Annotated in this window: 17 protein-coding genes; 11 read left to right on the plus strand and 6 right to left on the minus strand. The window is 69.2% G+C overall.

The genetic code is table 11. From position 1 onward, the window contains the following. Positions 1 to 66 precede the first annotated feature (66 nt). Entirely contained in the window at positions 67 to 804 is a 738-nt protein-coding gene (locus tag LCL61_RS05050; RefSeq protein ID WP_340685755.1) for a 3-oxoacyl-ACP reductase family protein, read from the plus strand. A 1-nt stretch (position 805) separates the two neighbouring features. Here LCL61_RS05050 and LCL61_RS05055 read toward each other — a convergent pair whose 3' ends face one another. Together LCL61_RS05055 and LCL61_RS05060 are read right to left on the minus strand one after the other, a co-directional pair. Further along, on the minus strand, positions 806 to 1,525 hold the full coding sequence (locus LCL61_RS05055; RefSeq protein WP_340685756.1) for a TetR/AcrR family transcriptional regulator: 720 nt from the start codon (positions 1,523 to 1,525) through the stop codon (positions 806 to 808). A 38-nt stretch (positions 1,526 to 1,563) separates the two neighbouring features. Then, positions 1,564 to 1,935 carry a hypothetical protein gene (locus LCL61_RS05060; RefSeq protein WP_340685757.1) on the minus strand — a complete coding sequence of 124 codons (372 nt, stop codon included), beginning with the start codon at positions 1,933 to 1,935 and terminating at the stop codon, positions 1,564 to 1,566. A gap of 190 nt (positions 1,936 to 2,125) precedes the next feature. Between LCL61_RS05060 and LCL61_RS05065 the strand changes: the two genes are divergently transcribed. The 7 genes from LCL61_RS05065 (at position 2,126) to LCL61_RS05095 (ending at position 9,828) form a co-directional block, all read left to right on the plus strand. After that, positions 2,126 to 2,674, plus strand: coding sequence for a YbaB/EbfC family nucleoid-associated protein (locus LCL61_RS05065; RefSeq protein ID WP_340685758.1), 549 nt, complete (start codon positions 2,126 to 2,128; stop codon positions 2,672 to 2,674). A gap of 22 nt (positions 2,675 to 2,696) precedes the next feature. Next, complete coding sequence (locus LCL61_RS05070; RefSeq protein ID WP_340685759.1) at positions 2,697 to 3,014, plus strand: hypothetical protein; 318 nt, start codon at positions 2,697 to 2,699, stop codon at positions 3,012 to 3,014. Positions 3,015 to 3,017: 3 nt separating this feature from the next. Further along, complete coding sequence (locus tag LCL61_RS05075) at positions 3,018 to 4,250, plus strand: hypothetical protein (RefSeq protein ID WP_340685760.1); 1,233 nt, start codon at positions 3,018 to 3,020, stop codon at positions 4,248 to 4,250. A 28-nt stretch (positions 4,251 to 4,278) separates the two neighbouring features. Further along, a complete protein-coding gene (locus tag LCL61_RS05080; RefSeq protein ID WP_340685761.1) occupies positions 4,279 to 5,424 on the plus strand; it encodes a hypothetical protein in 1,146 nt (381 codons plus the stop codon). 312 nt (positions 5,425 to 5,736) lie between these two features. Continuing rightward, positions 5,737 to 6,597 (plus strand): ribokinase, encoded by an 861-nt coding sequence (locus LCL61_RS05085; protein ID WP_340685762.1) that lies wholly within the window; start codon positions 5,737 to 5,739, stop codon positions 6,595 to 6,597. Between the two features lie 68 nt (positions 6,598 to 6,665). After that, a complete protein-coding gene (gene ptsP, locus LCL61_RS05090; protein ID WP_340685763.1) occupies positions 6,666 to 8,300 on the plus strand; it encodes a phosphoenolpyruvate--protein phosphotransferase in 1,635 nt (544 codons plus the stop codon). A gap of 109 nt (positions 8,301 to 8,409) precedes the next feature. Beyond that, the gene (locus LCL61_RS05095; protein WP_340685764.1) at positions 8,410 to 9,828 is read left to right on the plus strand and encodes an MFS transporter; all 1,419 of its coding nucleotides are present in this window, start codon (positions 8,410 to 8,412) and stop codon (positions 9,826 to 9,828) included. On the opposite strand, the gene LCL61_RS05100 is transcribed toward LCL61_RS05095, so the two are convergent. After that, positions 9,825 to 10,487 (minus strand): DUF1707 domain-containing protein, encoded by a 663-nt coding sequence (locus LCL61_RS05100; protein WP_340685765.1) that lies wholly within the window; start codon positions 10,485 to 10,487, stop codon positions 9,825 to 9,827. The two genes, LCL61_RS05095 and LCL61_RS05100, sit on opposite strands and share 4 nt — an antisense overlap. Positions 10,488 to 10,634: 147 nt before the next feature. On the opposite strand from LCL61_RS05100, the gene LCL61_RS05105 reads away from it, so the two are divergent. Then, positions 10,635 to 11,603 (plus strand): hypothetical protein, encoded by a 969-nt coding sequence (locus LCL61_RS05105; RefSeq protein WP_340685766.1) that lies wholly within the window; start codon positions 10,635 to 10,637, stop codon positions 11,601 to 11,603. A gap of 11 nt (positions 11,604 to 11,614) precedes the next feature. Here the strand turns inward: LCL61_RS05105 and LCL61_RS05110 are convergent, their stop codons facing one another. From LCL61_RS05110 to LCL61_RS05120, 3 genes are read right to left on the minus strand one after another with little or no spacing between them, the layout of a single operon-like run. Then, positions 11,615 to 12,274, minus strand: a complete 660-nt coding sequence (locus tag LCL61_RS05110; protein WP_340685767.1) for a response regulator transcription factor — start codon at positions 12,272 to 12,274, stop codon at positions 11,615 to 11,617. After that, positions 12,271 to 13,437 (minus strand): MacS family sensor histidine kinase, encoded by a 1,167-nt coding sequence (macS, locus tag LCL61_RS05115; RefSeq protein ID WP_340685768.1) that lies wholly within the window; start codon positions 13,435 to 13,437, stop codon positions 12,271 to 12,273. The genes LCL61_RS05110 and macS overlap by 4 nt, the downstream gene beginning before the upstream one ends. Continuing rightward, entirely contained in the window at positions 13,434 to 14,630 is a 1,197-nt protein-coding gene (locus tag LCL61_RS05120) for an AI-2E family transporter (RefSeq protein WP_340685769.1), read from the minus strand. The genes macS and LCL61_RS05120 overlap by 4 nt, the downstream gene beginning before the upstream one ends. A gap of 278 nt (positions 14,631 to 14,908) precedes the next feature. On the opposite strand from LCL61_RS05120, the gene LCL61_RS05125 reads away from it, so the two are divergent. Then, positions 14,909 to 15,916, plus strand: a complete 1,008-nt coding sequence (locus LCL61_RS05125) for a hypothetical protein (RefSeq protein WP_340685770.1) — start codon at positions 14,909 to 14,911, stop codon at positions 15,914 to 15,916. Between the two features lie 191 nt (positions 15,917 to 16,107). Further along, entirely contained in the window at positions 16,108 to 19,305 is a 3,198-nt protein-coding gene (locus tag LCL61_RS05130; protein WP_340685771.1) for a PE-PGRS family protein, read from the plus strand. Positions 19,306 to 19,416: the final 111 nt, after the last annotated feature.

Genomic DNA, 19,416 nt, shown 5'->3' on the forward strand with positions numbered 1-19,416 from the left:
GTCGAGGGTCGTGAGGCGATTCGATGGAGTTGTTCAAGGACAACGAAATCGAACGGAGAACACCCCATGACCCTCGACGGCAAGGTGGCTTTGGTGACCGGCGGCAGCCGCGGGATCGGTGCCGCCACGGCGATCCGGCTCGCCGAGGACGGTGCCGACATCGCGCTCACCTATCAGAGCAATGCCGAGCTCGCGGCCGGTGTCGTGGACCGGATCAAGGCGCTCGGCCGCCGCGCGCTGGCGATCCAGGCCGACAGCGCCGACGCGACGGCCGTGGTTTCCGCGGTCGACACGGCGGTCGCCGAATTCGGCAGGCTCGACGTGCTGGTCAACAACGGAGGCATCGGCTTCGTCGGCCCGCTCGACCAGACGAGCCTGGAGGACATCGACCGCGTGCTCGCGATCAACGTCCGCGGTGTCTACGTGGCCACGCAGGCCGCGGCCAAGCACCTCGGCGAAGGCGGGCGCGTGATCACCATCGGCAGCTGTGTCTCGGACCGCGTGCCCGGCCCCGGGATGTCGCTGTACGCGGTGAGCAAGACCGCGCTGCTGGGCATGACCAAGGGACTGGCCAGGGAACTCGGGCCCCGCGGCATCACCGTGAACATCGTCCACCCCGGACCGACCGACACCGACATGAACCCGGCCGACGGCCCGTACGCCGCCGACCAGCGGAGCCTGACGGCGTTCGACCGCTACGGCTCGCCGTCGGAGGTGGCCGCCACGGTGTCGTTCCTGGCACGGCCGGAAAGCAAGTACGTGACCGGCTCGACCGTCTCGGTCGACGGCGGGCACGCGGCGTAGCTCAATCCGCGGTGAGGCCGATCTCCCGCGCGAGATCGGCCAGCATCGCGTCGAAGAGGACGTCCGGTTTCGAGAACGGGATCGGATAGTTGCCGAAGACCTCGAGCGTGACGTGCCCGTAGAGCCGGGCCCAGAACTGGATCATCAGGTACGTCACGCCGAGGTCGAGCTTTTCGAGCGGGAACGTCGCGCCGGACTCCTTCAGCACGGCGAGCAGTTCTTCTTGGAAGGACGTGAGATCGTCGCGCAGCTCGACGGGGACCACGTCGTTCGACGGCGTGACCAGGTCGTGCATCGCGAGCACCCGCCCCGCCGCCGCGAGGAAGATCCGCCCGAACGGCTCGCCCAGCCTGCTCAACGTGTCGTCGCCCGCGGGCGACGCGAAGACCAGCGTGAACTCCTTCGTATGCGCGAGCGCCCAGCGCCGGAATCCCTTGCAGATGGCGAAAAGCTGCAGCGCGCCCTCATCCGGCAGCTGCGCGATGTCCTCGGCGAGCCCGGCAGCCAGATCCGCGACGACGTCCGCGCGAAGATGCTCGACCAGATCGTCACGGGAACCGTAGTAGCGGTACAGCGCCGGCGCCGTGATGCCGAGCTCGCGCGCGATCGCCCGCAGGGTCACGGCCTCCGGGCCCCGCTCGACCAGGAGCGCCCGCGCCGTCCGGCGGATGTCCTGGTCGGTCGCCGCCCGCTCGCGGCCCCTGCGGCTGGGGTTGGTCATCCGGGCATTCTAGGTGGTCAGTACGGCATTGCCGGGGATCAACCCAGAAGGCGAGCCTGGAGCCTGGTGAGTGGCCGGAGCACGAGGAAGATCGGAACGGCCATCCCGGCGGCGATGAGGAAGTGCACGATCCACGCGCCCGCCAGCGTCGGCCCGCCCCACGTCCCCTCGGGGTCGCTCCCGGTCCAGAAGAGCCCGTAGGTCGCGATGCGCCCGACGAGATAGAAGAGCAGCAACGCGAGCAAGAACGCGACCGCGCTCGGACCGAAGGCCGCCACGAACCGCGGCCGGGACCCGCCCTCCCACCCGAGCCAGCGCCGCGCGAGCCCGCGCTGGACCTTCGCGCCGCCGATGTACCCCGGCAGCACGAGAAGCGCGTAGACCGCGCGTTTCCAGTCCGAAATCGTCATAACGGGCACGCTAGGTGCTGCTGACCTGCGGGAACATCGGGTAAGCCGCCGGATCCGGTAGGGAAAACCGGAGGTCGCTGTGGTGATCCACACGACCGGGCCGCGGATGTGCGCCAAACGTTCCCCGATGTCAGACGGGTATGCCACACTCGGTCGCCGAACGGCTACGACGTGAACAGGGGAGGTTCGCGTGTCGAACCCTGAGCAGCTCTTCGCTGATTTCGAGGCCAAACTGGCCGACGCCCAGCGAAAGGCGAATCAGATGCGCACCGAGATCGAAAGCGTCTCGGTGTCCGAACGCAGCAAGGACGGCCAGATCTCGGTCAAGGTCAACCACGCGGGGAACCTCGTCGGCCTGGAGATCGGTCCGTCCGTGCGGGACGACCCGGCGCTCGCGCAGGAGATCCTCCGCGTCGTCCAGAGCGCGCAGAGCAAACTCGCGGGCGCGATGCAGGCCGGCGTGCCGTCCATCGCGGGCACCGAAACGATGAACGAGCTGGTCAACCAGCTGCACAACGAGTACCCGGAACCCGAACCGACGGGCTACGTCGAGGGCGGTCACCAAGAGGCGGACGAGGACGACCGCTTCGTCGCCGAAGACGAGTTCGACGCTCCTCCGCCGCCTCCTGCTCCGAAGCCGCCCGCCCCTCCGGCCCCGCCCGCGCCACCGCGCGCCGCGCGCAGGCAGCAGACGGACCACGAGGACGACTACTTCACCGGCGGCGACTTCCTGCGCTGAGCGGGTTCATGAGGGAGGAAAAATGGGGCAGCCACAAGGAACTGAAGACTTCAAGGTCGATCCCGCGGAGCTCGCCGCCCATCGCAATACGATCGACTATCTGGGGCAACGAGTCGCGATGGCCGGGTCTGCGGCGGACGCGGCCATGGGCGACGAAGCGTTCGGACTGGTCGGAATACCCCTCGCCGCGATTTGCGCCACCGTCCAGAGCCTGGCGAAGAGCGCGATTGAGTCGGCTGTCGACGCCTCGGCGGACCACGCCGACCGTGTGCACACCTGGCAACAGAGGAAGCAAATGCAGGAGGACGAGTTCAAGAGCCTCTTCAAGGTGGAGGACTGACCGATGGCAGAGACCCCCATCGCAGTCCAGGGCCCCAATCCGTTGATCAAGACGGACGCCGCTCAAGACGAGAGTTCGCTCGAAGGCGCCGGAATCCTCCAAGATTTCTGGGACACCGGAGCCAAGATCGCAAGTGGCGACTGGGCGGAAGGGTTGGCGAACTTCGCCAACGGCGTGACCGGGCTTGCCGACCTCGTAGCCGATCCGATCGGGACTCTGGCGGCGTCGGCGTTCGGTTGGATCATCGAGCACGTGCCGTTCCTCCGTGAACCCCTCGATTGGCTCGTAGGCGACCAGGTTGCCCTGGACAACATGATCGGGACCTGGGAGAACATAGGCAAAGAACTCGAGTCCGTCAGCGACGACCTGGGTAAAGCCGTCGAGCGCGAAAGCGCGAATTGGACCGGTGAAGCCGCGGACGCCTATCGGGCCTTCGCGAAGAATCGGGCCGACCTGTACGCAGGTATTGCCTCGGGCGCGAGTTCCATCGGGACGTTGGTCAGCGTCTGCAAAATGATCCTTGCGGTCGTACGGACCATCGTGCGCGACTTGATCTCGGAGTGTCTCGGGAAACTTGTGAGCATCGCGATGCGCTACCCCGGGCCGGCGATGCCTGCCGGCATCGCTGCGGAGGGAACCCCGAAGGCCATCAGCTACGCCCAGAGGTGCCTCGGCTGGATCAAGAAGCTGACCAAGGCATTTGACAAGGCTAAGGGGCTATTTAAGCGGCTCACCGATGGCTTCGACAAGATCAAGGACGCCTTGACTCCGAAGGCGCTGAAGAAGTTCATGGGCAGCGGGAAGAAAGCGACCGACGGTGCCGGTGACACGACCTTCGCGTCGAAGGTCGCTGAGGCGAGAAAGGATCTGCCGGAATCTCGCAAGCACATCTTTGGCTTGGAAGGCACGGCGAAGGACAAGAGTCTCGCCGAGAACCTGGCGCAGGTGAAGGAAAACATGGCCGGTCGCCTCAAGGAAAACTACGGCCAAGACTTCCAGGCGAACCTCACCAAGGAGAAACGCAAGGCTATCGGGAAAAAGATCGACGAGACGGCAGGCGATGTTCTCGGCGAGGAAGAGGAACCGCCTAGCAAGAAGGCACCGTCTCCAGCTGGGGTCATGGGTCCGTACAGCGCGGCAGGCGCACCGAAGAACTCTTCTGATCCAGAAAACCAAGCAGCGGAGCCACCGATCTTCGACCAACAGGGTGGGCAGCGGATCTCCGGTTCCCTGTAGGACCTCGATGACGTGAAAGGAACGCCAAGTGACCGATCATCGGTTGGTGGTCTCGCGAACGCCCGGAGTCATCGGCCATCTGGTGCTGGTCATCTTGTTCGGCACTCTGACCGTGGTCATGGCGATCGCCGTGGTCAGTGACTACCAGTTGGCGGTGCGCATCGTCGCGGGTGTGCTCTGTGCCGTGTTCATCTACTGCGGAACCATCGAGTTTCGTAACTACCGGACTTGTCCTCCGGCCGACGAGCTGATCTTCGAGCCGACCGGAATCAGGCGCATCAAAGGTGGCGTTGTGGCCTGGAGCGCTCTCTGGGACGACATCACCAAAGTCATCCTGAGCCTCGAGTTCCGCGAGTACTCCCCGCACCGTTCCGGATCTGATGAGTTCAAACTCGTCATTCGTCCGGGATCGGGTTTCGACGCTCTGGCGGCGGGCTTCGCCCGCGAACCCGATGGTGACCTTCAAGTGGCGGACATCGACCTCAGGCCTCGTGAGGTGGAGCGGATGTTGCCCTTCCTCGTGAAGTACGTCGATGTCGCGATCGAGGACGACAACACTGCTGTGCGGACTGTGCCGGACGAACCGGTGGTGAAGACGGCTCGCGAGGAAGATCTCGACGTCGTGGACGACATGGTGAAGATCCACGTGAACGGATGGGACAAGCGCAAACTGTGGGTCTTCCGGTTCGCCTCCCTGATGGTCGAGGTCACGGCCTTGGTGGTCGCTGCCGCTACCGAAGGCGCGGTGCGAATCTGCGCGCTTGTGGTGCTTTTCGCGCTCTTCGCGGTGACGATGGTGATCGAAGGGTTCGAAGGAGCGACGCACGACAAAAAGCGGAAAGTAGTGCTTGAGCTCGGCCCACAGGGCTTCTACTTCCGGACGTACGGCACCTTCGTCGGGGTCTGGTGGCACGAAATCGACGCGGTCCGGTGGGGAGTCGGCCACGGTTCCACCTACCTGGACTTCCTGCCGAGTTCGGCCATGTTCGCCGTTCGGCATCCCCGGTTGGCGGAATTGACCAGAAGCGATCCGTACAACACCGAGTCCGAAGGCCTCGCCGGTGGCTGGTATCGGCTGGGGAGACCGTTCAGCGTGAACGCCCGACGTGAGTTCGAGAGCGCCATGCGGACGTCCGGCCGGGTGGAATTCCAGGAGACGGCGGCGTCGCGCTGAAAGCTAAGCCGGGGCGCCGCCGGCGCCGATCACTCGGGGGGCTACGTGATCGACGCCGGCGACCCGATGCCCTCTTCCCGGCACCGGCCGGGATCGGGGCAACGTCACCGCTTGGAAGCGGCAACGCATCTCAAGAGCGGGCGTGATCGCCGAAGTGACGTCCGAGGGAAGGTTATCCCCCGAAAGAGTGACGGCGTTCCGCTGCTCGCCTGATTGTCGCACTACGCGCCGAGAAAGTTACAAAGTTCTTCACATCTTCGCCCGGAGAAGGGCCATGACCGGACAACTGCTGGTCATGGCATCGTTTCCTCCATGACTTCTCAGGTGCTGGTCATCGGGTCCGCCAATGCCGATCTCGTCGTCCCGGTCGACCGGCGGCCGGGTGGTGGCGAAACCGTACTGGGTGGCGACACGGTCTTGTCGCCGGGTGGCAAAGGCGCCAACACCGCGGTCGCCGCGGCCAGGCTCGGCGCCGACGTCGCGTTGCTCGGGGCGGTCGGCGACGACCCGTACGGCGAGCTGCTCAAGCGGTCGCTGGCCGAGTCCGGGGTGAACACTGGCTGCCTGCGCACGAGCGAGCGTCCGACGGGGATCGCGTACATCACGGTCACGCCCGACGGTGAGAACTCGATTCTCGTTTCGCCTGGCGCCAATTCGGCCCTGCGGCCCGAGGACGTCGACCTCGACGGCGCCGAGGTCGTGGTGTTGTCGCTGGAGATCCCGCTCGAAACCGTCGAGCACGCCGTCGCGAAGGCCGTCGAGAGCGGCGCGAAAACCCTGCTGAACCTGTCGCCGGCGGCCGAGCTTTCCGCGAAGACGCTTCAGGGGCTCGACGTGCTGTTGGTCAACGAGCACGAGGCGGCCTTCCTTCTCGGTGGCGAGGCCGACTTCCCCAAGCTGCTCGACCTCGGTCCGAAGGCCGCTGTCGTGACGCTCGGCGCGAAGGGGGCGGCGGTGGTGACCGCGGACGGGGTGACGGAGGTGCCGTCGCCGAAGGTGGAGGCCGTCGACACGACGGGCGCCGGTGACGCTTTCGCCGGGGCGCTCGCCACCTCGCTCGCGAAGGGCGACGAGCTGGCCGAGGCGGCGCGCAAGGCGGTGAAGGTGGCGGCGATCACCGTGACCCGCCAGGGGGCGCAGCCTTCGTATCCGACGGCTTCCGAACTGGAATGATGCCTTCGTCTGTGTTCTGCTGGTGGCTATGAGCCAGGTCACGCCGCCTATGAGATATGGTCTAGACCATGCCGTCTGAGTCACTGTCCGGGGTCGCCGTCAGTCCCGGCCGCGCGAGCGGTCCTGTCGTCCGGGTCGCCGAGCCGCTCGGCGAACCCGCGAGCACGCCGGCACCGGCCGATCCCGCCGCCGAGGCCGCCCGGATCGCCCCGGCCGCGCAGATCGTGGCAGGCAGGCTCGAGAAGCTCGCCGAGACGGCGACGGGTGAGGCCGCGACGATCCTCATCACCACCGCGGCGATGGCGGCCGACCCGGCGCTCGTCTCCTCGGCGGAGCAGCTGGTCAAGGACAAGAACCTGCCCGCGCCGCGTGCGGTGCACGAGGCGGCGGGCAAGTTCGCCGACGCGCTCGCGGCCGCGGGCGGCTACATGGCCGAGCGCGCCCGCGACGTCCTCGACGTGCGAGACAGGCTCATCGCCGAACTGCTCGGCATCGCGCCTCCCGGCGTTCCCGACCTGGACTCGCCGAGCGTGCTCGTCGCCCGCGACCTCGCGCCCGCCGACACCGCCGGCCTCGACCCGGACAAGGTGCTCGCGCTCGTCACCGAAGAGGGCGGCCCCACCAGTCACACCGCGATCCTCGCCCGCGCGCTCGGCATTCCCGCCGTCGTCGCGGTCCGCGGCGTCCTCGCGCTCGACGCGCAAGCGCTTGCGGTGGACGGCGACACCGGGGTCGTCGAGGTCGCGGACCCGGACGCGGAGGTCGTCACGGCCGCCAAGACCGGCGCGATCGAGTGGGACGGCACCGGCGCGACGTCCGACGGCCACCGGGTGAAGGTGCTCGGCAACGTCGGATCCGCCACCGACGCCCGGGCCGCGGCCGAAGCGGGCGCGGAAGGCGTCGGCCTCTTCCGGACCGAGTTCTGCTATCTCGACGCGTCCGCCGAGCCGAGCGTCGAAGAGCAGCGCAAGGCCTACACCGCCGTGCTCACGCCGTTCCGCGGCAAGCCGGTCATCGTCCGTACGCTCGACGCGGGCGCCGACAAGCCTCTCGCGTTCCTGAAGCCCGAGGTCGAGCCCAATCCGGCGCTCGGCGTACGCGGGCTTCGCGTCGCCTTCGACCAGCCCGAGATCCTCGACCGCCAGCTCGAGGCCATCGCGGGTGCCGCGCAAGACTCCGGAGCCGAGGTTTCGGTGATGGCTCCGATGGTCGCCACCGCCGCCGAGGCCGCCTGGTTCGCCGAGCGCGCCCGCGCCGCCGGAATCGCCCGCGTGGGCGTGATGATCGAGATCCCGGCCGCCGCGCTGACCGCCCGCGAAATCCTCGACGCGGTCGACTTCGTCTCCGTCGGCACCAACGACCTCGCGCAGTACACCTTCGCCGCGGATCGCCAGCTCGGCGCGGTCGCCAAGCTCAACGACCCGTGGCAGCCAGGGCTGCTGCGCCTGCTGAAGGTCATCGGGCAGGCCGCGAAGGACACCGGCAAGCCCGCCGGGGTCTGCGGTGAAGCCGCCGCCGACCCGAGGCTCGCGCTGGTGCTGGCCGGGCTCGGCCTCACCAGCCTTTCGATGAACGCGCCCGCCGTGCGCGCGGTCGGCGCGAGCCTGGCGGCCACGACGCTGGCCGAATGCGAGTCGCTGGCCGAGGCCGTTTTGGCCACGTCGGACCCGGTCGCCGCGAGGCAGGCCGCCGCGAAGCGATAGCAAAGGTCCCTTGCTCTCCCGATCGGAAAGGATCGGGAGAGCGTGTCGAAATCCGGCCCACCGCTTCGACGCCTAGGTGAAGACACCGAAGCGACGAAAGGACCGGACCATGACGACCACCATGACCCCGACGCAGGCGGGACGCCGGGAATGGGTCGGGCTGGCCGTGCTGGCCCTCCCCACCTTCCTGGTCTCCCTCGACGTCTTCGTGCTGATCCTCGCGCTGCCGAAGCTCAGCCAGAGCCTCGGCGCCGACAGCGTCCAGCAGCTGTGGATCATGGACGTCTACGGCTTCATGATCGCCGGGTTCATGGTCACCATGGGCACCCTCGGCGACCGCATCGGCCGCCGCAAACTGCTGCTCATCGGCGCCACGGCGTTCGGGCTCGCCTCCGTGCTGGCCGCGTTCTCGACCAGCGCGCTGATGCTCATCGCCGCCCGCGCGCTCCTCGGGATCGCCGGCGCGACGCTGGCGCCGTCGACGCTCGCCCTGATCAGCAACCTGTTCTCCGACAGCCGCCAGCGTTCGCTCGCGATCGGCATCTGGGCGGGCTGCTTCACCGTCGGCGCGATCGTCGGGCCGATGGTCGGCGGAGTGCTGCTGGAGCACTTCTGGTGGGGTTCGGTGTTCCTGCTCGGCGTCCCCGCGATGGTCCTGCTGCTCGTCGTCGGCCCGAAGCTCCTGCCCGAGTACCGCAACGAGAACGCCGGCCGCCTCGACCTGGCGAGCGTCGCGCTTTCACTGGTCACGATCCTGCCCGCAGTCTACGGCATCAAGGAACTCGCCCGCGAGGGTGTCCACGTGGTCCCGGTGACCTCGCTCCTGATCGGCCTGGCCTTCGGCGCGGTGTTCGTGCGGCGCCAGCGAACCCTCCGGGATCCGCTGATCGACCTGACGCTGTTCCGCGGTCGTGCGTTCTCGACGGCACTGGGCGGGATGTGCGCGTTCTCGATGCTCGGCGGGACGACCATGCTCTTCGTCGCCCAGTTCTTCCAGATCGTGCTGGAGCTTTCCCCGGTCGGTGCCGCGCTGGCGCTGCTGCCCGGGATGCTGGCTTCGACCGTCAGCTTTCTCACCGCCCCGATCCTCGCCCGACGTGTCCGCCCCGCGACGCTGATCGCCGCCGGACTGGCGGGCGCGATCGCCGGATTCCTGCTGCTGACGCAGGTCGAGCCCGGAGCCGGTCCGGTGATCCCGTCGATCGCCTTCGCCATCACCTGCCTGTGCGGCGGCCCGCTGATCACCCTGGGCACGGATCTGGTCGTCAGCTCGGTGCCGCCGGAGAAGGCAGGCTCGGCGGCCTCGCTTTCGCAGACCGGCAACGAGTTCGGGTACGCGCTGGGCATCGCGACCGTCGGGACCCTGGGCAACGCGGTCACCCGGTCCCGGCTCGCCGACGCCGTCCCCGCGCACGACGCGTTCGCCAGCGGGATGCACGCGGTGTCCGGACTGGCCGCGCTGGTGCTGGCCGCGGTCGCGTACTTCGTACTCCGGCACCTCCGCCACGTGCGTCCGGTCGGCGCCTAACCGAAGAAGCCCCGCCGCGGGTACTTGATGATCAGCGAACCCCCGTGCACGCGCCCGGTGATGACGAACCGGGGCGTGCCGGGGCGGCCGTTCGACCGCGTCCGGTCGTCGAGGTTGCCGAACTTGATGTCGGTGATCGAGTTGGTGTCGACGGCGCCGTTCTCGGGGATGGTGATCTCCACAGGACCCCATTTGGCCTGCAGTTCGATATGCACCACCGGGTGCCGGATCTCGGCCTGGGAGAAGTCCAGTTTCGTGGCGCCGTACTTGTTCCGGATCACCATCGACTCGGGGACCAGCCAGTTCCCGTTGCGCTGCAACGCCGAGTACTTGCCGTTGAGCTCCATGACCTGCCCGGACGGCTGCGCGTAGGCATGCTGCCTCGGCGGTGCCCACGGGTTCTGCTGCTGCCGCGGCACCATTCCCGCCTCGGGGTGCACCAGGCCGGGCAGATCCGTGAGCACCGCGTTCAGCTCACCGCGGGTCTTCGAGGCGAGGGCGCGGTCGGTCCGTTCGGTGAACTCGTCGAGGTTCAGCATCCCGAGGCCGATCGCCTTCTGCAGGACCTCGACGACGTGTTCCCGTTCCGCGTCGGAGACCCGGATGTCCCGTCCGGTCAACGGCTTGGTTTCGGTCGCCGGCTGCTCTTCCTCGCCCATGTCAGGAATGGTAGAACCGATTCTCACGCGCGAGATCGGGGAAATACCCTGAACAGACCCGCATTTCTCCCCTGTGCCGCCCTGCTGGCGGCTGTCCTGCTGCTGGTCGGATGCACCGTCGAAGCAGACCCGCCGGAGGCCGTCCCGGTGCCGACGGCCCCACCGGCGTCGAAGCTCGAAGGCGAATCGGTGGACTACAGCGGTTTCCGCCTGGTCATGACGACGTCGCCGCCATCGGTACTCGATCCCGCCACCGGCGCCACCACTCCGCTTCCGGGCGCTCCGGCCGGCGACCGGGTCAACGACGTCCTCCGCGTCGGCAAGTTCCCGGTCGTGCTGTCGGCCGCGCGCTGCGGGCCGTCGTGCCTGGAGCCGTCCGAAGTGCTCGTCTACGGCGACCCCAAGCACCAGCCGTGGAAGCTGGGCAAGGCCCGCAGCGTCGCGCCGTCGGCCGACGAGAGCGGGGTCTGGCTGATCCGCGACGACGGCAACGACCTCTGCCGCCTCCAGTACGTCTCCCTGCTCGGCGCGGAACGCGATCGCGGCCGTCCGGCGAGCTGCACGACGGCCGTGCGCCAAGAGGTGCCGAAGGGGCTGCTGATCACGGTGAACAGCGGGACGGCGAGCGCCGAGGACGTGCTGATCGATCCCGCCACCGGCCGCGCCGTGCACCAGTTCCCCCGCGTGCTGGCGATCACCAAGGAGCGGATGCTGCTCGCCGAACTGACCGAGTTCTCCGTGCTCGACCTGCGCGACGATCAACGGACCCGGGTCCCCCGGCCGGTGGCCGACGGCACGCCCGGCATGGTGGTGCCGAGCCGCGACGGCTACAAGGTCGCCGTGATGTTCGGCAACCCCGCCTGGGCGGGGACGGCGACGCAGACGGCCGACGTCTGGGTGCTCGCCCTCGACACGCTGACCTGGACGCACGCGCCCGCGATGCCGATCGCGACCGAGCTCAAGCGGGTCGCGATCGAGTGGACCGAGAACGACGACCTGGTGATCGCGACCGACGTCGTCGCGAACTGGCGCCTCGACCGGCCGCGCTGGACGGTCGTCAAGACCCCGTTGCCCGCCGAGCGGAACCAGCGGGTGGTGGCCGTCGCCCAGGGCTGAGCTACTCGGTGCTATTCAGCGTCCAGCCCGTGCTCGATGGCGTACCGGGCGAGTTCGACACGGTTGTGCAGCTGGAGTTTCCGCAGCGTCGACTGGACGTGGTTCTCCACCGTCCGATGCGACAGCACGAGCTTCTCGGCGATCTGCCGCGCCGTCATCCCCTTCGCGACCAGGCGCAGGACGTCGGTCTCGCGTTCCGTCAGCCGCGGCGGCGCGGGCCCGTCGTCCGGCGCGTCGGCCATGCGGCGGTACTCGCCGAGGACGAGCCCGGCGAGTCCGGCGGTGAACACCGGGTCGCCCGCGGCGGTCCGCCTGACCGCGTCCACCAGCTCGCTCGCCGAAGCCGATTTCACCAGGTAGCCGGACGCCCCGGCCTTGACCGCCTCGAGGACGTCGCTGTGCTCGCCGCTCGCGGACAGCACCAGGACCTTGGTCGACGGCAGTTCCGAGGTGATCTCGCGGGTGGCGTCGACGCCCGAGGTCTCGCCGAGGTTGAGGTCCATCAGCACGACGTCGGGCCGGACCGTGCGCGCGATCCGCACCGCCGCGGGCGCGTCCGGCGCGGTGGCCCGCACGTCGAAACCGTGCTCGGCCAGGTCGCGCGCGACCCCGTCCCGCCACATCGGATGGTCGTCGACCACCATCACCGAGACCCGAGCCTCACCGGTCATCGCTTTCCCCTCGCCGCGACTGGAACCTTGACTTCCCATTCCGTGCCCTGGCCGGGCGCGGTGTCCAGGGCGGCACTTCCGCCCAGATCCCGCACGCGTCCCTTGATGGACTCCGCGATACCTAGATGTCCCTCGGCCGCCGCGCGTTCCAAAACGCCGGGTGCGATTCCCGGCCCGTCGTCGCGAACGCTGACGACGACCTCGGTGCCGAGGTCTTCCAGCAACACCCAGGCGTGCGCGTCTTCCCCCGCGTGTTTCTCGACGTTCGACAGCGCCTCGCGCGCCACGGCCACCAGCTCCGAGGTCACGTGCTCGGGCAGCTGGACCTCGCCCGCGGGCGTCGAGACCTGCACCGACGGCGTCGCGAGCAGCTGCAGCGCGGCACGGAGGTCGGTGGTCCCGTTCTCGCTCGGATGCGTCGGCTCGGTGGTGACCAGCGCGCGCAGTGCGATCTCCTGCTCACCGGCCAGTTTCGCCAGCTCGGCGGCCTCTCCGCCGAATTCGGCGCCGCGTTTGCGCACCCTGGCGAGGACCTGGAGGACGCTGTCGTGGATCGAGCGGGCGAGCCGCTCGCGTTCGGCCGTCGCGGCTTCCATCCGCAACGCCCTGGTCAGCGCGTCCGCCGACCGGCGAGCCATCGTGGCGGCCAGCCCGATCACGAACCCGCTCGCGGTCAGCAGGAAGCCGTCCCTGGCGACGTCGACGTCGAACCGCCAGCGCACCAGCCCGGTGACCACCGAGACCACCAGCCCGGCGAGCACCCCGCCGACCGCGCCGAACCGCGTGCCGGCGGCCGCGGGCGGGACCGCCGCCCACACCGTCGTGATGAGCGGGATGTTGGCGTCGAACTGCGCGGTGGTCAGGATCCACGCCGACGTGAACATGAGGGCGACGGTGAGCGCGAGATCGACGCCAACCAGCCACGGCCAGCGGCTCGACGGCCGCGCGTAGAACACGCTGCTGACGATCGTCCACACCGTCATCAAGCCGAACGACGTCCACGCCAGCCACTTGTTCGCGTAGCCGTCGTAATGGACGATGAAGGAGCCGAGCGCGAAGAGCAGCGTCGTCACGCGAAGCACGATCACCCCGCGCCACAGCGGAGTGGCCGGGTCCCGCGTGCCGAGTGCCGAGACGGCGCGCCAGAGCGGGGTCTCGGTCATGACTTGGCTTCGGACTCTTCCCCGGGATCATTCGGTTGCGCCGCCTGATCCCGCAGGACGTCGATCTCGGCCGGATCGGGATCGTGTTCGTGCAGCAGCGACCGGATCCCCGCGTTGAGCACCGCGAGCAGCGGCACCGAGAGCAGCGCGCCGGCGATCCCGGCGGCGACGAGACCGGCGGTGATCGCGAGCACCACGGCGAGCGGGTGCAGCTTCACCGCGCGGCCGAGCAGGATCGGCTGCAGCACGTGGCTTTCCAGCTGCATGACGCCGATGACGATGGCCAGCACGATCAGCGCGCCGACGATGCCCTTCGTCACCAGCGCGATCAGCACCGCGACCGCGCCCGCGATCACGGCGCCGATGATCGGGATGAAGGCGCCGAGGAACACCAGCGTCGCCAGCGGGATCACCAGCGGCACACCGACGATCGCCAGCCCGATGCCGATGCCGACCGCGTCGACCACGGCCACCGCCGCCGTCGCGCGCACGTAGCTGACCAGCGACGCGAAACCGCGCCGCCCGGCGACGTCGACCCGGTTCCGCACGCGGCCCGGCACACCGCGGACCAGGAACTTCCAGATCTGGTCGCCGCCGGAGAGGAAGAAGATGAGGATGAACAGCGTCAGGATGAAGCCGGTGACGATCTCGCCGACCGTGCCCGCGGTGGTGAGCGCGGTCGTGGTGATCGACGCCTGGTTGTTCTGCAGGAAGCTGATCGCCTGGTTGATGAACTCCTGGATCTGCTCCTGGCGCAGGTGCAGCGGCCCGTCGATGAGCCAGACCTTGATCTGGTTGAGGCTCTCCGTCAGCTGCTTCTGCAGTTCGGGCAGGCCGGAGGAAAACTGCGCGACGACGAACGTCAGCAACCCGCCGAGGACCGCGAGCCCGGCGATCAGCACTATCCCGGCCGCGAGCCCGCGAGGGAATCTCAACATCGTCAGCTTGGAGACCGCCGGCGCGAGCAGCGCCGCGAGCAGCAGCGCGATCGACAACGGGATCACGACCACCGACAGATAGCCGATGAGGAACACGATGACGTAGAGCGCGGCGATCACCACGATGAAACGCCACGACAACGCCGCACCGATCCGCAGGCCGCGGGGCACCAGGTTGGTGACGTCTTCGGTCGACTCGGAGAGGAACGGGTTCGCCTGGTCGAATTCCGGCTGTTTGCGCTGGGGCTCGCTCACGCGCTCACCGTATCGGTCCGAGGCGACGTTTCCCGACCATTCCGGGCGACGCGCACGGGGCGAATTCGCCCGATGCGACGCTTGACACACCACCTGCGGATCAACTCTGGAGTAACCGCGCCCCGCCAGCCTTGATCACACATCGTGATTTCGGGCTACACCGTGTGTTCTTCACACGATCGTGCCATCAAGGTGGTTCAAAGTCGCGCGGGCCTTCCGCACTTTGCTTACCTCGGTCCCGCAACCACGAACGGCATACCGATGCGACAGGAGACCGAGTGACGAACGCGGCGAAGAACGAGGGGCGGGGCGCGGCGCGCTTCGGCCGTCTCGCTTCGCGTGCGCTGTTCGTGCTCGGCGGCGCCGTCGCCGGTTCCGCCGTCGCGTGGGTCGTTTCGGGCGCCTCCGCTTCCGCGGACATCACCCCGGTGGTCTCCACTCCCGAAACCAGCGTCACCCCGGTCACCGACGCCACCGCGGCGGGTTTGACCGACGTCTCCCAAGGCGCGTCGAAGTTCGCGGGTGACGTCGCCGGTGCGATGTGCGGCGACAGCCAGCAGGACGCCACCACGTGGTCGATGCCCGCCGAGAACGAGTCCGCTTCCGCGAAGCACCACTGCGGCGACATCCGCGCCGACCGGCACGAGGTCTCGACGCGCGTCAGCGACGCGGTCACCGACTTCGCGGACAACTCGGTGGTCACCCCGGTCAAGCGGACCCTCGGCGCGGTCGAGCACATCGTGCGCAAGCCCCAGGACACCCGCCAGGTGCTGGACGAGACGTTCACCCCGTCGCCCGACTTCGGCCGCGGGGTCTGGGACCTCCTCGACCCGAACGGACACGGCGACCTCGTCCCGCGGCTTCCGGTCGACGGCGGTCCGGTCGACCCGAACTCGCCGCTCGACACCATCGGCGCCGGTGAGCAGGTCACCGACTTCGCGCAGCTGGCGACGACCCAGTTCCCCGCTTCCCTCGAAACCGTCCTCCCGATGCCGGCCCTCGTGCAGCAGCACGGTGCCTTCGATCAGGTCGAGGACGCCCCGGCACGTGACGGTCACCGCGGTGACTTCCCGCGTCCGATCACCCCGGCGCCGCTTCCCGCCGCGCCTTCCTTCCCGACTGTCCCCGGCGGCTCCGCCCCCGGTGGTCACCTCGACGGCCTGACCCACGGCGTTCCCGCCTGGGTCGCCGCTGCCGTCGAGCGTTCCCTGACCGGCTACGCGCTGGCAGGCACGCGGTACATGCCGCTCACCCCGGGCTCGCAGCCCGGCGTCACTCCCGACTGAACACCTCCCTCCGCGGGGTAGCCGACGCGCCTCACGCCTCCCGATTCCGGGCTTGGCTTCGCGTCCGCTCCTGATCCCCGCGAAACGGCGGTGCGCTTTGTCGCGCCCGCAATCGCTCCACCCCCCTCTGGTGCCTTTCCACGGCACCCCCTGAACCCGAAAGGGAACCCGAAATGAAGGAGAAAAACCCCATGCAATCCTGGGCAAAGCGCGGACTCCAGACCGCGTTGGTCACGGGTGGGTTGTTGATGCTGGGCACCGGCATCGCCTCGGCTGACGAACACGTCAACCCCGACACCCCGGCCTCCCCGCTCGACGCGAACGTCACCGTTCCGGTCGAGATCGACAACAACGCCGTTGGCACGCCCCTCGGCCAGGCCGACCTCCCCGGCTACAAGGGCGAGATCAGCACCAAGGCCGTCACCAAGCCCGTCTCGGACGCGCTGGACTCGGCTTCGTCGCCCGGCGGCAGCACCGACGGCATCGGCGGAGGGCTCCCCAGCCTTTCCGGCAAGAACGCCGTCCCGGCGCCGCTGGCCGCCAAGGACTCCCGCCAGATCAGCGGCGGGGTGACCGGCGGTGGGTTCACCACCACGGACGACATCCTCAAGGGCAACAAGGTCGTCGGCGACGTCGTCGTCCCGATCCAGATCGTCGACAACGCCATCGGCGTGATCGGCGACGCCGAGGTCGAGGGTGGCACCCACGACCAGACCTGGTCGCACAACCAGGACGTCGAGACCACCGGTGCGGACTCCAGCCTCGCCGGGAACGTCGTGTCCCTCGACTGGGCACTGCCCGTGCAGATCGCCGGCAACGCCGGTGGGCTCGCCGGTGGCACCGGCCGCGTGGTCGGCGGTTCCGCCAGCCAGAGCGCCACCGAGACCGGCAACATCACCACCGACGGCGAGGGCTCCGCCCTGTCCGGCAACGTGCTGGCCGGTCAGTTCGCCACCCCGGTCCAGGTCACCGGCAACGCCGCCTCCTGGATCATCGGCAACGCCAACAGTTCCGGCTACGAGGCCGAGACCGAGGCCACCTCCGGCGGCTGGGTCGAGACCGACGGTGACGACTCCGCCCTCGGCGGCAACGTCGGCGCGGTGCCGATCGCCTTGCCGGTGAAGTTCAACGACAACGCTGCCGCCGCGTGGGGTTCGCTCGCGAACTCCAACAGCAGCTCGTCCGCGGACGCCACCGCCGGTGACACCACCCCGGGCTGGAGCAACGTCCCCAGCTACGTGCAGACCTCCGGCGAGGACTCGGCCGTCGCGGGTAACGCGATCGTGCCGCAGACCGCGGACGTCGCGAACGTCGGCGGCGTGGCCGCCAGCTGGATCGGGCTCGCGAACACCGGCACCGAAGGCGGGACCAGCCAGTCCAGCGCCGTCGACGCCGGTGGGTTCGTCAGCACCGAGGGCGAAGGCTCCGCCGGTGGCGGCAACATCGTCGACCCGGCACTGGCCGCCCCGGTCGAGGTGACCTGCATCGCGGGCACCTACATCGGCAGCGCCAACGTCGCGTCGTGCGAGAACACCGTCGACGCGAACGCCGGCAACGGCAGCCACACCACGGGTGACGACTCCACCCTCGCGGGCAACATCGTCAACACCCAGGCCGCGCTGGCCCCCGAGGTGTTCGGCGTCGCCGGTTCGCACATCGGACAGGCGACCGCCGAGGCGTCCGAGACGAAGACCGTGACCGCGGGTGCGTACGACGGCACCACGGGCAACGACTCGTCCGGCTCGGGCAACATCGTCCAGGTCCCGGCCGCCGTTCCGGCCGAGGTCTTCGGCGTGGGTGGCTCGTTCATCGGTCAGAGCACCGCCTCGGCCGAGGAGACCAAGGTCGTCTCCGGTGGCGGCGGCGGGAACACCGCCGACGACAACGGCTTCCTCAGCTCCAACCTGGGCACCGTGCCGGTTTCGCTGCCGGTGCAGGCGTTCGGGATCGGTGGCGCGTTCATCGGCCAGGGCCACGGTGGCGCCGACGGCGACACCACCTCCAACGCGGGCGGCGACGTCCACGCGACCGGTGACGGTGGCGCGGGCTCGGGCAACCTGGTCTACGGCCCGGTCTCCCTGCCGGTCCAGGCGCACAACTTCGCCGGCGTGCTCGGCGGGATCGCCTCGGGCAAGGGCACGAACCTCACCGACTCGAGCGCGGGCGGCGACGCCACCGCCAACGGTGAAGAAGGCGCCCTGGCGGGCAACATCGTCCAGACGCCGATCGGTGGCGCGGTCCCGGTGACCGGGCACGGCATCGCCGGTGCGGGCATCGCCGAGGGCGACAGCGTCAGCGACGTCCTGTCGGAGGCCGGCGGCGACGCCACCACCACCGGTGACGAGGGCGCGGTCTCGGGCAACATCATCGGCGCGCAGGCGCTGCCGATCGTGCCGGTCACCCACGACGCGATCGCGGCCGCGGGTATCGCCGACGCCGAGGGCGCCAACACCGTCGACGCGCTTTCGGGCGGCGACGTGGAGACCTCGGGCCTCGACGGATCGCTGTCGGGCAACATCCTCGACATCCCGGCCGCGGCCGACCCCGAGGTGTTCGGCAACGCCATCGCGGCGGTCGGCGGCGTGTCCGAGACCGAGGCGACCAGCATGATCACCGGCCAGGCCGGTGGCGACAGCATCACCGACGGCAGCGGAGAGGCCCTCTCGGGCTTCAACTTCCACCACCCGTTCGTCTTCGTGGTGCCGCTGAACGAGTTCGAGATCCCGGTCCTCGCGATCGCGGACGAGAACTCGGAGGACTTCACCGAGATCAACGGTGAGGAGTTCTCCCGCGCCTTCACCGACTCGGTCGGTTCGGAGATGCCGATCGACGCGCTCCCCGCGCTGCCCTTCGGTGCTCCCGCCCTGCCGTCGATGAACGGTGCCGGCGCTCTGCCGACCACCCCGGCGATCGGTGGCGCCCGCGCCGACGGTCCCCAGGTGGCCACCCTGCCCGTGCAGGTGGCGGGCCTGACCGCGCTGAAGCAGCTGACCGCCGTCCCGACGGCGCTGCCGAAGTCGGACCTGCCCGAGCTGCCCGGCACCCCGGCCCTGCCCGGTGTCCCGGCCCTGCCGAAGACCCCGGGTCTGCCCGGTGACGCCGCTCGTGCGGACGCCCCGAAGGTCGCGCAGCTGCCGGCCCTCCCGGCGCTGAACGGGCTGCCCACCGCCGGCAACCTGCCGGTGCAGCTCCCCACGGCCGGCGCCCTGCCGACCGCGGGCGCGCTGCCGGTGCAGCTGCCCACCACGGGCACCCTGCCCGCGGTGAACAACACCCCGGCGATGCCGACCGCGCAGGTCCCGGCTCTGGCGGGCGTCGACTCGTCGCCGCTGAGCATGTTCCAGCGTTTCCTCGGCACCCTGACCGGCAAGAAGTTCCACACCATGTGAACCTGCCAGTCGGCTAGCGCCACTGAATGAACCGAAGCGGGCCCACCTCACCGTCGGCGGCTCCCGGCGGGGCGTCCACGCGCTCGAGCCCNCCAGGTGCTCGCCGGGGAC

The sequence above is a fragment of the Amycolatopsis coloradensis genome (assembly GCF_037997115.1).
GTDB classification, from domain to species: Bacteria; Actinomycetota; Actinomycetes; order Mycobacteriales; family Pseudonocardiaceae; genus Amycolatopsis; species Amycolatopsis coloradensis_A.

Bases quoted from the DNA above. Each gene is read 5' to 3' on its own strand.
- LCL61_RS05060 (WP_340685757.1), bottom strand. From the start codon at position 1,935: ATGACGATTTCGGACTGGAAACGCGCGGTCTACGCGCTTCTCGTGCTG.
- LCL61_RS05070 (WP_340685759.1), top strand. From the start codon at position 2,697: ATGGGGCAGCCACAAGGAACTGAAGACTTCAAGGTCGATCCCGCGGAG.
- ptsP (WP_340685763.1), top strand. From the start codon at position 6,666: ATGCCGTCTGAGTCACTGTCCGGGGTCGCCGTCAGTCCCGGCCGCGCG.
- LCL61_RS05050 (WP_340685755.1), top strand. From the start codon at position 67: ATGACCCTCGACGGCAAGGTGGCTTTGGTGACCGGCGGCAGCCGCGGG.
- LCL61_RS05085 (WP_340685762.1), top strand. From the start codon at position 5,737: ATGACTTCTCAGGTGCTGGTCATCGGGTCCGCCAATGCCGATCTCGTC.
- LCL61_RS05095 (WP_340685764.1), top strand. From the start codon at position 8,410: ATGACGACCACCATGACCCCGACGCAGGCGGGACGCCGGGAATGGGTC.
- LCL61_RS05110 (WP_340685767.1), bottom strand. From the start codon at position 12,274: ATGACCGGTGAGGCTCGGGTCTCGGTGATGGTGGTCGACGACCATCCG.
- LCL61_RS05100 (WP_340685765.1), bottom strand. From the start codon at position 10,487: ATGGGCGAGGAAGAGCAGCCGGCGACCGAAACCAAGCCGTTGACCGGA.
- LCL61_RS05130 (WP_340685771.1), top strand. From the start codon at position 16,108: ATGCAATCCTGGGCAAAGCGCGGACTCCAGACCGCGTTGGTCACGGGT.
- macS (WP_340685768.1), bottom strand. From the start codon at position 13,437: ATGACCGAGACCCCGCTCTGGCGCGCCGTCTCGGCACTCGGCACGCGG.
- LCL61_RS05075 (WP_340685760.1), top strand. From the start codon at position 3,018: ATGGCAGAGACCCCCATCGCAGTCCAGGGCCCCAATCCGTTGATCAAG.
- LCL61_RS05055 (WP_340685756.1), bottom strand. From the start codon at position 1,525: ATGACCAACCCCAGCCGCAGGGGCCGCGAGCGGGCGGCGACCGACCAG.